Source organism: Actinacidiphila acididurans (assembly GCF_016918855.1).
GTDB classification, from domain to species: domain Bacteria; phylum Actinomycetota; class Actinomycetes; order Streptomycetales; family Streptomycetaceae; genus Actinacidiphila; species Actinacidiphila acididurans.
On sequence record NZ_JADKYB010000016.1, the window covers coordinates 17,724 to 33,002 of the forward strand.

A 15,279-nucleotide genomic window follows, 5' to 3' on the forward strand; every position below is an offset into this window, starting at 1 on the left:
AGCCGGTGGTGACGGGCGATCCGGGTACGCGGGCTCGCGGGCCCGCGCCCGGATCGGTGGCTCGGAGGCGGATCAGTGGCAGGGGAAGCCGAGGAAGTGGCGGGCGTCGTGCACGAACTCGTGGACGTGCATGTCCTTGCCGAACACGGAGTAGGCGCCCTGGTCGACCCCGATGAAGTAGTAGACGGCCAGGGCCACGATCGCGGTGCCCACCAGCCACGCCAGGGCCTTGGTGACGGGCATGACGACGGGCGTCGTGGTGGAGGTGGGTGCGGCGCCGGGCACGGAGCTGCTGCTCACAGTGGTCTCCTTCGGGGATCGAGCGTCCCGCGGTCAGTGGAGCGTCGTGACGGCGAGGTATCTGACTGCGACTCCGCGAGATGCGGACCCGATCACAGTGGCGCGACCGTGCTGGATTCCCACCAGCTTCCCTCTGCCGTCCTTTGTCAAGGAGCGTACGGAGGATGAGCGCGCCACGTCAATGCGGGTGCCGGGGCCGGCCGGTGGCGGGCGAAATTCCCGGAGCGGACCTCCGGGACGGAAGGCGCAGGAATCCTCCTTCCGGGCATGCGGTGTCGGGCAGGTGAACTGAGGGGGAAATATGGACTCCTGGCCCACCCGTGGCCCGAAGGCCGCGGCGGCGGGTGCTTAGAGTGAGTCGCACCCACGATCCACGCACGACATCGGAGGTCCGGCCGTGTCCGCCGAACCCGCTTCCGCCCCGCCGGACCACCCCGCCCCGAAGGCGCCGCCGCCACCGGCCGGCGAGGACGGCACGGCGGCGGGCGGCACCGCCCGGGGCACCGCCGCGGACGGCACCGTGGACGGCAGCACGGACGGCGCCGGCGACACGGCCGCGGACATATCGCCGGGCGACCCCGCCGCTGAGCCCCGCACCGACGCCGCCAGGCACCGGCCCCGGGCCCGCGCCTGGCAGGCCGCCGTCGCCGCGGTCGTCGTCGCCGGAGCGGTCACCGCCGCCGTACTGGCCGCGGGCGGCGGCTCGGGCGGCGGCAAGCCCGCCGCGGACGCGACGCCCACCCCGGGCCGGGCCGCCGACGGCCTGTGGCACACCGCGGTGGAGGTCTCCACCAGCGGGTGCGGGCAGGGCTGGACCGGCCCGCGCACCGGGACGCAGTCGTTCGACCTGCGCAACACCGGGGAGAACCCGTCCGAGGTGTATCTGATCGACCCGAGGAGCGGCAGGCTCTTCGGCGAGCTGGACGGCCTGGCGCCGGGCACCACCCGGCCGATGGTGGTGGACCTGGGCAGCGGCACGTACGCCTTCAAGTGCGTGGCGGAGGACACCGACGCGGTGACCGGGCCGTCGGTGGTCGTGCCGGGCAACGTGCCGCAGGGTCCGGCCGCGGCCCCGGTCAACCAGCACGACCTGATCCCGCCGACGCTGTCGTACCAGAAGTGGATCGGCGAGCGGATGAACGACCTGGTGACCGGCACCGGCCGGCTCAAGGCGGACATCGACGGCGGCGACCTGACCGCCGCGCGCCGCGACTGGCTGAGCGCGCACCTGGTGTACGAGCGGATGGGCGCGGCCTACGGCACGTTCGGGGACGCGGACGGGAAGATCAACGGCACCGCGGCCCGGACCCCGGACGGGGTCAAGGACCCCGGCTTCACCGGCTTCCACCGGATCGAGTACGGCCTGTGGCACGGCCAGTCGGCCGCCTCGCTGAAGGGCTCGGCCGCGACGCTGGACTCCGACGCGCGGGCGCTGCGCACCAGTTGGTCGCAGGCCCGGATGGACCCCGCGGACCTGGGCCTGCGGGCGCACGAGATCATGGAGAACACCGAGCAGTTCGAGCTGACCGGTCGCACGGACTACGGCAGCGGCACCAACCTGGCCACCGCGCGCGCCAATCTCGACGGCACCCGGGAGGTCCTGGACCAGTTGCACGCGCTGCTGGCCACCCGCGACCCCGACCTGCCGGCGCTGGACGCGGCGCTGACCCGTACCCAGAACGACCTGGACGCCCAGAACCACAACGGCACCTGGACGCCGCTGAGCGCGCTCGGCCAGGACCGGCGCGAGCGGATCAACTCCGACATCGGCGGCCTGCTGGAACAACTCGCCCCGGTGGCGACGCTCTTCGACGTACGGAGGACGGCATGACCGACACCACGCCCGAGCCGGCCGGCGCCCTGAGGCGGCGCGGCTTCCTGCGCGGTGCGGCGCTCGGCGTCGGCACGGTCGGCGCCGTGACCGGCGCGGGGGCCGCCGCGGCGGCACTGACCGGCACCGCGCAGGCGGCGACGCCCACGCCGAAGGAACCCGCCGCGCCCCCCGCGGACTTCCACGGCGTGCACCAGGCCGGCATCGTCCAGCCGGCGCAGAAGTGCACGGCCTTCCTGTCCTACGACGTGACGGCCGCCGACCGGCGGGAACTGACCGAACTGCTGCGCTCGGTGACCGACCGGGCCCGGTTCCTGACCACCGGCGGCACTCCCGCGGCCCTGGGCATCACCGCGCCGCCCTCGGACAGCGGCACCCTGGGCCCGCAGGTGCCCGGCGACGGGCTGACCGTCACCGTCGGGGTCGGCTCCTCGCTGTTCGACGGCCGGTTCGGGCTGGCGGACCGCAAGCCGCTGCGGCTGTCGCCCATGCCCACCTTCCCGGACGACGACCTGGACCCGGCGTGGTGCCACGGGGACCTGAGCGTGCAGGTGAGCGCGGCGCACACGGACACCGTGCTGCACGCGGTCCGTGACATCGCCCGGCACACCCGCGGCGGGATGCAGGTGCGCTGGCGGATCGACGGCTTCACCAGCCCGCCGCGGCCCAGCGGCACCCAGCGCAACCACCTGGGCTTCAAGGACGGCATCTCCAACCCGGAGGTCACCGACCCGGCGGTCGCGGACAAGTTGCTGTGGGTCACCGGCGGCGGCGAGCCGCAGTGGGCGCAGGGCGGCTCGTACCAGGTGGTGCGGGTGATCCGGATGCTGGTGGAGTTCTGGGACCGGGTGTCGGTGACCGAGCAGGAGCGGATGTTCGGCCGCAGCAAGGCCACCGGAGCGCCGCTGGACGGCTCCGGGGAGTTCGACGCGCCCAAGTTCGCGCAGGACCCGACCGGTGACGTGATCCCCCTGGACAGCCACATACGGATGGCCAACCCGCGCACCACGCAGAGCGAGGGCTCGCGGATCCTGCGCCGGGGCTACAACTACGACCTCGGCACGGACAGCGACGGCAACCTCGACATGGGGCTGATCTTCACCTGCTACCAGCAGGACGTCGTCCGGCAGTTCGAGGCCGTGCAGAAGCGGCTCGCCGGTGAGCCGCTGGTCGACTACATCACCCCGTTCGGCGGCGGCTACTTCTTCGCGCTGCCCGGCGTGCGGGACCGCAATGACTGGCTGGGGCGCGCGTTGCTGGCGTGAACCCGTCAGGCCGTCCTTCCCGGAAGAGTAAAAGGCGAGTCAAGGATTCCTCTGGAAATGCTGACCCGCTGTTCACGTCAACGTCATCATCGGGCCGTTGGCATGTCGTGGACCACCATGACGATCTCGTCCGTCAACGTGCATGAATGAGCCACAAGGCACGGTAAAGAGCCACTTAGCGGAGGCTGAGAGCATGAGCACCACACGCGGTTCGGGCAAGAAGAGAGGGGCGGGCAAGCGTATGCGGCCCGCACGCTGGGGGGCGTTCGCCGGAGCCGCGGCTCTTGCCCTGATGGGCGGGACCGCGCAGGTCGCCCAGGCCGACTCCGCCCACCACGGCGGCGACGCGACGACGACCCCGATCAAGCACGTCGTGGTCATCTTCCAGGAGAACGTCTCCTTCGACCACTACTTCGGCACCTACCCGGTGGCGGCGAACACCGACGGCACCAAGTTCACGGCGTCCAAGAAGACGCCGAAGGACATCGACACGGTGGCGCACGCGGGTCTGCTGACGAAGAACCCGAACCAGTACGCGCCCAAGCGTCTCGGCCCGGACAAGGCCCTGACCTGCGACCAGAACCACAACTACGGTGCCGAGCAGTACGCGGGCAACGGCGGCAAGGCCGACGCGTACGTGCAGAACACCGAGACCAGCACCTGCTCCGGCGGCCTGTTCGGCGAGCCCGGCCTGGTGATGGACTACTACGACGGCAACACCGTCACGGGTCTGTGGAACTACGCCCAGCACTACTCCATGAGCGACAACTCCTGGAGCAACACCTACGGGCCGTCCACCCCGGGCGCGCTCAACCTGATCTCGGGCCAGACGCACGGCGTCATCTCGGTCGACCCGAAGACCGGCTCGGAGAACCCGACGCAGACCGCCACCCCCGACGCGTACACGGTGGTCTCGCCGGACGCCAAGGGTGTCGGCACGGTCATCAACGACCCCGACCCGGCGTACGACGACTGCTCGGACAGCGACCACACCGGCACCAACGCGCTGGCGTCCATGCAGGGCAAGAACATCGGTGACCTGCTCAACGCCAAGAACGTGAGCTGGGGCTGGTTCCAGGGCGGCTTCCGCCCGGGCACCGCGTGGGACGGCAAGGCCGGTGACTACGCCTCCTGCCGCACCGTCACCCACACCAACATCGGTGGCGCCGCGTCCGAGGACTACAGCCCGCACCACTCGCCGTTCCAGTACTACAAGTCCACGGCGAACCCGCACCACCTGCCGCCGAAGAACGTGGCGGAGATCGGTCACAACGGTCAGGCCAACCACAACTACGACCTGACCGACTTCGACTCCGCGCTGAAGGCGGGCAACCTGCCGGCCGTCAGCTTCCTGAAGGCCGCGGAGTACCAGGACGGCCACGCCGGTTACTCCGACCCGACCGACGAGCAGAACTTCCTCGTCAAGGAGATCAACGCGCTCCAGTCCTCCCCGGACTGGAAGGACACCGCGGTCGTCATCGCGTACGACGACTCGGACGGCTGGTACGACCACGCGTTCGCCGCGCCGCAGAACGGCTCGAAGAACACCTCCCTCGGCTCCAACGGCAAGGCCGTCGACAGCCCGGCCTGCCAGGCCGGTCCGGCCGCCGCGGGTGGCTACGCGGACCGCTGCGGCCCGGGCACCCGGCAGCCGCTGCTGGTCATCTCCCCCTACAGCAAGGTGAACTCGGTCGACCACACCCGCACCGAGCAGGCGTCGATCACCCAGTTCATCGAGGACAACTGGAAGACCGGCCGCATCGGTGACGCGTCCTTCGACGCCACCTCGGGCTCGCTGCTGGGCGCCTTCGACTTCAAGCACCCGAACAACAAGCAGGTCCTGCTGAACACCAACGGCTCGGTCAAGTCGGTCCGGCCGATCGGCTTCTCCGGTGTGGGCAACGGCGGCACCGGTGGCGGCAACGGCCACCACGACACCAACGCCGCGGCCGGCACCGCCGGCGGCTCGGGCAACGCCCCGACCACCCAGCTCGCGGAGACCGGCAGTTCCTCGCCGGCCCTGCCGCTCGGCATCACCGGTGGCGCGCTGGTCGTCGGCGCGGGCGCGCTCTACTACGCCCGCAAGCACCGCCGCACCCCGCTCACCACCGCCTGATCGCGGCGCCGATCACAACTGAGCACCACCTGCACGACTGAGCACTGACGAGGGGCCGCTCCGGCACAGGCCGGGGCGGCCCTTCGGCGTGTACGGGGGCCTTCGGCGTGTACGGGGACGCGCCGGAAGTACGGGCCCGCGCCGGCGGTGGGCCGGACGGGGGATCGCGTTCGCCGAAACGGCAACAGGATTTGCCATCACGGGGTGGCGCCGCGCAGGGTCGGGCCATGACGAGCGAACGACAGGCACCGGCAGCGGCCTCCGGGCACGGCGGTCACGGTCAGGGGAATCATGGTGGCCACGGCGGTCACCACCACAGTCACGGCCACAGCCACGGCGGCGAGGACATCGACTGGGCCGCGATGGCGGCCCACCTGGAGCGGGAGGGCGAGCTCACGCTCCCCGAGCTCACCGGGACCGCGCGGTGGCTGCGCGGCCTGACCGCCGGCGAGGGCGCGGGCGTACGGCGGGTGCTGGACGTGGGCAGCGGCCCGGGCGTGGCGGCCGGTGTGTTCGCGCAGGAGTTCCCCGGGGCCCAGGTGGTCGCGGTGGACGGCTCGGCCCCGCTGCTGGAACGGGCCCTGGAGCGGGCCGCCGCGGCGGGCCTGGGCCCGGACCGCTTCACCACTGTGGCCGCGGACCTGCCGGAGGACTTCGGCGCGCTGGGACAGGCCGACCTGATCTGGTCCAGCCGCGCCGTGCACCACCTGGGCGACCAGCAGGACGCGCTGAACCGCCTGGCCCGGGCGCTGCGCGAGGGCGGGCTGCTGGCGATCGCGGAGGACGGACTGCCGCTGCGCTTCCTGCCCCGCGACATCGGCCTGGGCCGGCCCGGGCTCGCCACGCGGCTCGACGCGGTGAACGCGGAGTGGTTCACCGCGATGCGGGCCGAACTGCCGTACGCGGCGACCGTGGTCGAGGACTGGCCCGAGCTGCTGCGCCGCGCCGGGCTCACCCCCGTGGGATCACGCACCTTCCTCACCGACCTGCCCGCGCCGCTGGGGCCGGCCGCGCGGGATCAGCTGCACGCCCGCCTGTCGCGGACCCGGGAGATGATGGCCGACGACCTGGCCGAGGACGATCTGCGCACGCTGGACGCCCTGCTGGACGACGACTCGCCGCACACGATCCGCAGCCGCCCCGACGCCTTCTTCCTCACCGCGTACACAGTGCATGCCGCCGTACGGTGAACGTCCGGTGAATGCGCGCAGTGAACGCGTGCACGCGGCAAGCACATCGGTTGCGTTCACGATCTGAAGGCATATCACCTTCCAGCAGCGGCACGGGTATTGGCGAACCCTCCCTGTGCACAACTCTTGACATGCATGTAACACAGGGAGAAACATCACCGTGTGCATCGGGAGAGCGCTCTCTCGCGCTTGGGGAGAGCGCTGCCCCGGCGCGCATTGCTTACTCCACCCCCCACCTGTGGAATCAGGAGAGTTCGCCCATGCTCGCTCCCCCCACCGGTCCGGCGCAGCAGAGATCAGCGCTGCCCCTCGACCGGCGAAGGACCGCCGCGGCGGTCATCACGGCGCTGGTCGCCTCCCTGCTGCTGTTCGTGCCGTCGCACTCGGCGCACGCGGCCGACACCCTGCTGTCGCAGGGCAAGACCGCCACGGCCTCCTCCACCGAGAACGCCGGCACCCCGGCGTCCGCCGCCGTGGACGGCAACACCGGCACCCGGTGGTCGAGCGCCTTCAGCGACCCGCAGTGGCTGCAGGTCGACCTCGGCGCCACCGACACCATCACCTCCGTCACCCTCAACTGGGAGACGGCGGCCGGCAAGGCGTTCCAGATCCAGACGTCCAACGACGCCACGAACTGGACCACCGTCTACTCCACCACCACCGGCACCGGCGGTGTGCAGAACCTCGCCGTAAACGGTTCCGGGCGTTATGTCCGGATGTACGGCACGGCGCGCACCACCGGATACGGCTACTCCCTGTGGGAGTTCCAGGTCTACGGCTCGGACGGCAGCACCGGCGGCGGCACCGGCCCGATCCAGGGCGGCGGCGACCTCGGGCCGAACGTGATCACCTTCGACCCGAGCACGCCGAACATCCAGGCGAAGCTGGACCAGATCTTCAGCCAGCAGGAGTCGGCGCAGTTCGGCACCGGCCGGTACCAGGTCTTCTTCAAGCCGGGCACCTACAACGGCCTCAACGACCAGGTCGGCTTCTACACCTCGGTCTCGGGCCTGGGCAAGAACCCCGACGACGTCCAGATCAACGGTGACATCACCGTGGACGCCGGCTGGTTCAACGGCAACGCCACCCAGAACTTCTGGCGTTCGGTGGAGAACCTGGCCATCACCCCGTCCAACGGCACCGACCGCTGGGCGGTCGCCCAGGCCGCACCGTTCCGCCGGATCCACGTCAAGGGCGGCCTGAACCTGGCGCCCAACGGTTACGGCTGGGCCAGCGGCGGCTACATCGCCGACAGCAAGATCGACGGCACCGTCGGCCCGTACTCGCAGCAGCAGTGGTACACCCGCGACAGCTCCGTCGGCGGCTGGACCAACGGCGTGTGGAACATGGTGTTCTCCGGCGTCCAGGGCGCCCCGGCACAGGGCTTCCCGAACCCGGTGTACACCACGCTGAACACCACGCCGGAGTCGCGCGAGAAGCCGTACATGTACCTGGACAGCAGCGGCAACTACCAGGTGTTCGTGCCGTCGCTGCGCACCAACGTCAGCGGTGTCTCCTGGCCCAACACCCCGGGCTCCTCGATCCCGCTGAACCAGTTCTACGTGGCCAAGCCGGGCGTGTCGGCGGCGACCATCAACGCCGCGCTCGCCCAGGGCCTCAACCTGCTGTTCACGCCGGGCATCTACCACGTGGACCAGCCGATCAACGTCACCCGCGCCAACACCGTGGTGCTCGGCCTGGGTTACGCCACGATCGTGCCGGACAACGGCGTGGACGCGATGAAGGTCTCCGACGTGGACGGCGTGCGGCTGGCCGGCTTCCTGATCGACGCCGGCACCGGCAACTCGCCGCAGCTGCTCCAGGTCGGCGCCCCGGGTTCGACCGCGAGCCACGCGGCCAACCCCACCACGATCCAGGACGTGTTCGCCCGGATCGGCGGCGCGGGCGCGGGCCAGGCGGCCACCGCGTTCGAGATCAACAGCAATGACGTGATCATCGACCACACGTGGCTGTGGCGCGCCGACCACGGTGCCGGAGTGGGCTGGAACTCCAACCCGTCCGACTACGGCCTGCGGGTCAACGGCAACAACGTGCTGGCGACCGGCCTGTTCGTGGAGCACTTCAAGAAGTACGACGTGGAGTGGTCCGGGCAGAACGGCAAGACGATCTTCTTCCAGAACGAGATCGCCTACGACGCCCCGAACCAGGCGGCCATCCAGAACGGCAGTACCCGCGGGTTCGCGGCCTACAAGGTGGACGACAACGTCACCACCCACGAGGCGTGGGGTGTGGGCAGCTACTGCAACTTCACCACCGACCCGACCATCGTGATGGACCACGGCTTCGAGTCGCCCACCACGGCCGGGGTGAAGTTCCACGACGCGTTGGTGGTGTCGCTCGGCGGCATGGGCCAATACGCGCACGTGATCAACAACACCGGACCGGGCACGTCCGGCACCTCGACCGTCCCGTCGACGGTGACCTCGTACCCGTAAATCGCCGTACGGCGCTGAAGGGCCCGCTGAAGGACCCTGCTGAACGACCCACGTGAAGGGGCCGCCGTCCGCTTGCCGGGCGGCGGCCCCGCCGTTTTCCGGCCGGCCCCGCGCGGGACCGCCGCGCGTCCGGGATCGTACGTAATCGGCGGCCGGTCCTGGGCTGTCGCGTCAGGGCACGGACAGCTTCACGCAATATCACCGGCCGGGATCTGCAATATGCCTTGACCTCTGCGCAACTTGAGCACAATTCTCGGTACCGCATCGCTTGTTGCAGACACTTCCAGGGCTCCATCCCCCCAAGGCCGGCCGTCGCCCTCGCCGTCCGGCCAGAACCCGAACGGAGTGGCAAGTGGCACCGAAACGACGCCCCCTGCTGTCGGGCGTGGTGGCCGTCGCGGTGGCGGCGCTCACCGCGCTCGGCACGGGCGCGCTGCCCGCGACCCCGGCCGCCGCGGCACCGGCGCGGCCATGGCTCGACGCCGCGGACACCCCGGCCCAGCGGGCCGACGCGCTGCTGGCGCAGATGACCACCGCTGAGAAGATCACGATGATGCACGGTGGCGCCCAGTGCTCCTGGGGCGCCTGCGTGGACGCCAATGCCCGCCTGGGCATCCCGCAACTGCGGCTGCAGGACGGTCCGGCGGGTGTCGCCGACGGCGCGGGCGGGGTGACCCAGCTGCCGGCCCCGGTGTCCGCGGCCGCCTCCTGGGACCGCGACCTGGCCAAGGGCTACGGCCAGGTGATCGGCAACGAGGCGTGGAACAAGGGCGCCAACGTGGTGCTCGGCCCGACCGTCAACATCGACCGCGACCCGCGCTGGGGCCGGTCCTTCGAGTCGCTGAGCGAGGACCCGTACCTGGCCGGCGAGCTGGGCGCGGCCGACATCCAGGGCATCCAGAGCCAGGGCCCGATCGCCCAGGTCAAGCACTTCGCCGACTACAACCAGGAAACGTACCGCAACACCGTGCAGGACAACGTGGTGATGTCCGACCGGACCCAGCGGGAGATCTACCTGCCGGCCTTCGAGGCCGCGGTCGAGCAGGGCCAGGCGCTGTCGGTGATGTGCTCCTACTCCTCCGTCGGCGGCACCTACGCCTGCGAGAGCTCCCAACTGCTCCAGCAGGTGCTGGAGGGCGACCTGGGCTTCACCGGCTTCGTCACCTCCGACTGGGGCGGCACCCACTCCACCGTGGCCTCGGCGAACAACGGGCTGGACCAGGAGATGAACGGCTCGGACTTCTACGGCACCGCGCTGACCGACGCCGTCAGCAGCGGTCAGGTCCCGCAGGCCGTGCTGGACGGCCATGTGCGGCGCATCCTGACCGCGATGTTCGCCGCCGGGCTGTTCGACACCACCCAGACCGGCACCATCACCACCCCGGTGAGCACCGACGCGCACAAGGCCACCGCGCGGCAGGTCGCCGAGGAGGGCAGCGTCCTGCTGAAGAACTCCGGCAACGCGCTGCCGCTCGGCTCCGCCGACAAGAAGATCGCGGTGATCGGCGACGACGCCGGGCCCAACGCCCTGACCGCGGGCGGCGGCAGCGCGCATGTGGCCGCCGCCTCGATCGTGACGCCGTTCCAGGGGCTGGCCGCCCGGGCCGGCACGGGCGCGAGCGTCACCTACGCGCAGGGCTACTCCTCCCCCGGCGGCGAGGTGGTGGACAGCCCGTACCTGACCCCGTCCCAGGGCGGCGGCAACGGCCTGTACGGGCAGTTCTACAACGGCACGTCGCTGGGCGGCTCCCCGATCGCCTCCGGGGTGGACCCGACTGTCAGCTTCCAGTGGGGCGGCGCCTCGCCCAAGGCCGGTGTGCCGGCAACCAGTTGGTCGGCGAAGTGGACCGGCGCCCTGACCCCGCCGACCACCGGCTCGTACACCTTCTCGCTGCGCAGTGACGACGGCAGCCGACTGTTCGTCAACGGCCAGCAGATCATCTCCAACTGGGCCGACCAGCCGCCGACCACCAAGACCGGCACGGTGTCGCTGACCGCGGGCCGGCCGGTGAGCATCGAGGTGGACTACTTCCAGGACGGCGGCGGCAGCGAGCTGTCGCTGGGCTGGCAGATCCCCGACCAGGACCTGCACGGGCAGGCGGTGACCGCGGCCCGGGGCGCCGACACCGCGATCGTGTTCGTGAACAAGTCCGAGGGCGAGGGCGCGGACCTGAGCGACATCGACCTGAGCAGCGACCAGAACCAGCTGGTGACGGACGTGGCCGCGGCCAACCCGAACACCATCGTGGTGATCAACTCCGGCTCCGCGGTGACCATGCCGTGGGCGAACGCGGTGCGCGGCATCGTGGAGAACTGGTATCCCGGCCAGGAGGACGGCACCGCGATCGCCGCGCTGCTCTACGGCGACGTGAACTTCTCCGGCAAGCTGCCCGTCACCTTCCCGGCGTCGCTGGCGGACGTGCCCGCGCACACCACCGCGCAGTGGCCCGGCCAGAACAACCAGGTGCAGTACAGCGAGGGCATCGACGTCGGCTACCGGTGGTACGACAGCCAGAACAAGACGCCGCTCTACCCGTTCGGGTACGGCCTGTCGTACACCACCTTCGCCTACTCCGGGCTGACCGTGAGCGCCCCGGACGCCGCCGGGAATGTCACGGTCGGCTTCGACGTGAAGAACACCGGCTCGCGGGCCGGCACCGAGGTCGCCCAGGTCTACGTCGGACAGCCGGCCGCCACCGGTGAGCCGCCGAAGAACCTGCGCGGCTTCCAGCGGGTGAGCCTGGCCGCCGGGGCGACCCAGCACGTGACGATCACACTGAACGCCCGCAGCTTCCAGTACTGGAACAACGGCTGGACCAACGCCTCGGGCAGCAACACCGTCTCCGTGGGCGCCTCCTCGCGGGACATCCGGCTGACCGGCCGGGCCACCATCGGCTCCGGCGGCGGCACCGACCCCGGGCAGGGCACGCCGATCAGCCTGCGGGCGCACGCCAACAGCCAGTACGTGTGCGCCGAGAACGCCGGCGCGGCGGCGCTGATCGCCAACCGCACCGCGATCGGCCCCTGGGAGACCTTCGACCTGGTCGACCTGGGCGGCGGGCAGGTCGCGCTGCGCTCGCACGCCGACAGCAAGTACGTCACCACGCCGGACAACGGGGCGGGCTCGCTGATCGCGAGCAGCAGCTCGGTCGGGACGGCGGAGACCTTCGACCTGATCCACGACCCGGACGGCGCGGTCACGCTGCGCGCCCACTCCAACGGCCAGTACGTGACGGCCGAGAACGCGGGGGCCGCTTCCCTGATCGCCAACCGTACGGCGATCGGCCCCTGGGAGGAGTTCGACCTGATCAACGACTGACGGGAGAACTCTTCGGCCGGCCGCGTCCCCGCGTCACCCGCGCGGGGCCGCGGCCGATCCCGTACCGAAGACACCCGGTGAGCTCACTCGGGCCGCAGCGCGTACAGCCCCGGCAGGTTGACGACGATCGCCTCCTGGGTGCTGCGCGCGATCACCACCACGGCCTCCTGGGCGGGGTCCGGATTCTCCTCGCGGTGCGGGACGAAGGGCGGCACGAAGATGTAGTCGCCGGGGCCGGTGACCAGGCGGATCTCCTCCGGCTCGGGCCCGGAGTCGTCGACGAAGACGAACTCCGGCCGGCCGGACACCACGTAGATCGCGGTCTCGGACTCGCCGTGGTGATGGTCGGAGGAAGCGGTGGCCGGGGCGACGTGGGTCTGCCCCATCCACAGCCGCTCGGAGCCGACCGTGCGGCCGCTGACGGCGGCGAACCGGCGCATGCCGCCGGTCTGGGCGGTGTCGCCGTCGAGGGCGTCGGCGCGGATGTGGTGCAGGCGGGTGCGCAGGGACGCGCGGGACCCGCCGGGACCGTCCGATTCGGGCGACGTGTCCGGCAAGTGCGGGTGGAAGCCCTCGCCGGCGGTCGTCGGCTGCTCGCTCATGGACAGCGACGCTAGAGCTGCCGGTAAAAGGATGTCAAGAGGTGTCCATTACCGCTCACCTGCGACAACGCCCGCACCGGCCGGATCGCGCCTGCTCACGAGGGCCCGGCGTGCGCACCTGACGGGCAATAATGACGAACATGCATATCTCCGCGAAGGCGGACTACGCCGCCCGGGCCCTGGTCGAACTGGCCCGTGACTCCAGCAGCCCGCTGACCTGCGAGGCCATCGCGTCCTCGCAGCAGATCCCGTTCCGTTTCCTGAAGTCCGTGGTGGGCGAGCTGCGCCGGGCGGGACTGGTGCGCAGCCAGCGCGGCTGCGAGGGCGGCTACTGGCTGACCCGCCCGGCCGCGGAGATCACCCTGCTGGACGTGGTGCGCGCGGTGGACGGCGAGGTGTTCACGCTGCGCGGCGAGCCGCTGGCCGGCCTCGCCTACCCGGCGCCGGCCGCCGGCCTGCCCGGCATATGGCGCTCCATCGAGGCAGGCGCCGCCGAGATACTCCGCCGGGTGACCATCGCCGCCCTCCTCGCCGGCACCCCGGCCCCGCGGACCGCGGAGGCGGGCGAGGACGACCCGTCCGGCAAGGACAGCCTCGCGGGGGCGGCGTGAGCACGGCGCGGCCCTCCGGGGAGTCGTCCCGCGCCGGGCGGCTCACCGTCACCGAGTACACCGACCCGCTGTGCCCGTGGGCCTGGGGCGCCGAGCCGGTCTTCCGGTGGCTGCGGGGGCTGCTGGGCGACCGGGTGGGCTGGCGGCGGGTGTACGGGATCCTGTTCGACGAGGGCGAGGAGCCGGCGCCCGATCCGGCCGCCGAGACGGCCTGGTACGCGGGGTTCGTCCGCGAGGTGAGCGGCCATACCGGCGCCCCGTACGCGGCGCGCCTGGCCCGGGTCGGGGCCTCCAGCTGGCCCGCCTCCCTGGTCGCCAAGGCCGCCGAGCAGCAGGGCGACGCGGTCGCGGCCCGGGTGCTGCGGCGGCTGCGGGAGAGCATGTTCGTGGCGGGCGAGCCGGCCGACACCATGGAGCTCGCGCTGGCCGCCGCCCGGGGCGTGCCCGGCCTGGACCCGGTACGGCTGGCCGCCGACGCCGCCTCGCCCGCCGTACGCGAGGCCGTACGCGCCGACCACCGCGAGACGCGCGACCCGCTGCCGGAGGCGCTGGCCCCCGACTGGCCGGGCCCGCACCCGGGGACGGCGAAGGAGACCCATGACGGACAGCTGCGGTACGCGCTGCCCACGCTGGTGCTGACCGGGCCGGCCGGGCGGCGGGTGGTGCCGGGCCGGCGGCCGCCGCGGGAGTACCTCGATGCGGTGGCGGCTGTCGCACCCGGGCCGGCCCTCGCCGGCGCGGTCGGCGAACTCCCCGCCGGCGAGGAGCTGTTGGCGCTGCACGGCACGATGACGGACCCCGAGTGGCGGCTGCTGGCGCCCGGCCGGCCGGTGCCCGCCGACGCGGTCGCGCTCGCCACCGGCAACGGCCCGCTGTGGCTGCACCCGGCCGAGGCGGCCGTCTCCCCCTGGCCGGCGACGTCACGCGCATCGCGTTGACCAGCGGTGACGCCGCGCATACGACCGTCCCGGCGAATGAGACACCTTTTGGTGTCCATTGACAGCGGCTCACGGCGCCCGTCAGGATGAGCACATGCTGACGACGCACCCCGGTGTGGTGTGCCGCTACGTGGACTTCCTGCGTACCAGCAGCGCTCTCTGTCGCTGACCGTACGCTCGCGGCCGCACGGCGCCCGACCGGTCACCGATCCGCCCCCTTGCCGCACGCCGGCCCGCAGGGGCGCATGATGCGGTACGGCCGCCCCGCCGGGGCCCGCGAGCCCGGCTGATCCGGCGCGGACCGGCGGGTGGGGACCGGGCGATGCGACCCGGACCAGCCGGATCCCGACGAGCCGGTTCCTGACGAACCGGACGACCTGGTTCCTGACGCCTCTGGTCGGAGGCCCGTACGCGAGGTACCCGCGCCCGGTCCGCCTTCGCGCCCGTGTCCGCCGGCCCCCGGCGACCGGCCCGCGCACGTACCCGACCGTGCCGCCCCTCCCCGGGCCCTTCCGTAACCCGTATCCCGTAACCCGTCACGGCCGCCCGCCGGTCCGGCTCCGCCGCCGCAGCCGACCGCGCGCGCTTGCGTACGCGCCCGTGCACCCGTGTCCGCCCGCGCCGTCGTCGCCGCCGGGCCCGTTCCCGTAC

Annotated in this window: 10 protein-coding genes and 1 riboswitch; of the genes, 8 read left to right on the top strand and 2 right to left on the bottom strand. The window is 71.9% G+C overall.

What is annotated here, in order from left to right:
• Positions 1 to 72: 72 nt before the first annotated feature.
• Positions 73 to 300: a CbtB domain-containing protein gene (locus tag ITX44_RS26845; protein ID WP_443609513.1), complete on the bottom strand. Its 228-nt coding sequence runs from the start codon at positions 298 to 300 to the stop codon at positions 73 to 75.
• Positions 286 to 471: riboswitch (cobalamin riboswitch) on the bottom strand. Its footprint overlaps the gene before it by 15 nt.
• Before the next feature lie 226 nt (positions 472 to 697).
• On the opposite strand from ITX44_RS26845, the gene ITX44_RS26850 reads away from it, so the two are divergent.
• The 6 genes from ITX44_RS26850 to ITX44_RS26875 all read left to right on the top strand — a co-directional run bounded on the left by ITX44_RS26850 (position 698) and on the right by ITX44_RS26875 (position 12,477).
• A complete protein-coding gene (locus tag ITX44_RS26850) occupies positions 698 to 2,131 on the top strand; it encodes an EfeM/EfeO family lipoprotein (RefSeq protein ID WP_372441002.1) in 1,434 nt (477 codons plus the stop codon).
• Positions 2,128 to 3,396: an iron uptake transporter deferrochelatase/peroxidase subunit gene (efeB, locus tag ITX44_RS26855; protein ID WP_205359982.1), complete on the top strand. Its 1,269-nt coding sequence runs from the start codon at positions 2,128 to 2,130 to the stop codon at positions 3,394 to 3,396. Before ITX44_RS26850 ends, efeB begins: the two co-directional genes overlap by 4 nt.
• 241 nt (positions 3,397 to 3,637) lie before the next feature.
• Positions 3,638 to 5,512 (top strand): alkaline phosphatase family protein, encoded by a 1,875-nt coding sequence (locus tag ITX44_RS26860; protein WP_205360119.1) that lies wholly within the window; start codon positions 3,638 to 3,640, stop codon positions 5,510 to 5,512.
• Positions 5,513 to 5,739: 227 nt separating this feature from the next.
• Positions 5,740 to 6,702, top strand: coding sequence for a class I SAM-dependent methyltransferase (locus tag ITX44_RS26865; protein ID WP_205359983.1), 963 nt, complete (start codon positions 5,740 to 5,742; stop codon positions 6,700 to 6,702).
• Between the two features lie 260 nt (positions 6,703 to 6,962).
• Positions 6,963 to 9,158, top strand: coding sequence for a discoidin domain-containing protein (locus ITX44_RS26870; RefSeq protein ID WP_205359984.1), 2,196 nt, complete (start codon positions 6,963 to 6,965; stop codon positions 9,156 to 9,158).
• Positions 9,159 to 9,510: 352 nt separating this feature from the next.
• Positions 9,511 to 12,477 (top strand): glycoside hydrolase family 3 C-terminal domain-containing protein, encoded by a 2,967-nt coding sequence (locus ITX44_RS26875; protein ID WP_205359985.1) that lies wholly within the window; start codon positions 9,511 to 9,513, stop codon positions 12,475 to 12,477.
• A gap of 83 nt (positions 12,478 to 12,560) precedes the next feature.
• On the opposite strand, the gene ITX44_RS26880 is transcribed toward ITX44_RS26875, so the two are convergent.
• Complete coding sequence (locus tag ITX44_RS26880) at positions 12,561 to 13,079, bottom strand: cupin domain-containing protein (RefSeq protein WP_205359986.1); 519 nt, start codon at positions 13,077 to 13,079, stop codon at positions 12,561 to 12,563.
• Between the two features lie 140 nt (positions 13,080 to 13,219).
• On the opposite strand from ITX44_RS26880, the gene ITX44_RS26885 reads away from it, so the two are divergent.
• Both ITX44_RS26885 and ITX44_RS26890 read left to right on the top strand, forming a co-directional pair.
• The gene (locus ITX44_RS26885; protein WP_205359987.1) at positions 13,220 to 13,690 is read left to right on the top strand and encodes an RrF2 family transcriptional regulator; all 471 of its coding nucleotides are present in this window, start codon (positions 13,220 to 13,222) and stop codon (positions 13,688 to 13,690) included.
• A complete protein-coding gene (locus ITX44_RS26890; RefSeq protein ID WP_205359988.1) occupies positions 13,687 to 14,628 on the top strand; it encodes a DsbA family oxidoreductase in 942 nt (313 codons plus the stop codon). Before ITX44_RS26885 ends, ITX44_RS26890 begins: the two co-directional genes overlap by 4 nt.
• Positions 14,629 to 15,279: the final 651 nt, after the last annotated feature.

Bases quoted from the DNA above. Each gene is read 5' to 3' on its own strand.
- efeB (WP_205359982.1), top strand. From the start codon at position 2,128: ATGACCGACACCACGCCCGAGCCGGCCGGCGCCCTGAGGCGGCGCGGC.
- ITX44_RS26860 (WP_205360119.1), top strand. From the start codon at position 3,638: ATGCGGCCCGCACGCTGGGGGGCGTTCGCCGGAGCCGCGGCTCTTGCC.
- ITX44_RS26865 (WP_205359983.1), top strand. From the start codon at position 5,740: ATGACGAGCGAACGACAGGCACCGGCAGCGGCCTCCGGGCACGGCGGT.
- ITX44_RS26870 (WP_205359984.1), top strand. From the start codon at position 6,963: ATGCTCGCTCCCCCCACCGGTCCGGCGCAGCAGAGATCAGCGCTGCCC.
- ITX44_RS26880 (WP_205359986.1), bottom strand. From the start codon at position 13,079: ATGAGCGAGCAGCCGACGACCGCCGGCGAGGGCTTCCACCCGCACTTG.
- ITX44_RS26885 (WP_205359987.1), top strand. From the start codon at position 13,220: ATGCATATCTCCGCGAAGGCGGACTACGCCGCCCGGGCCCTGGTCGAA.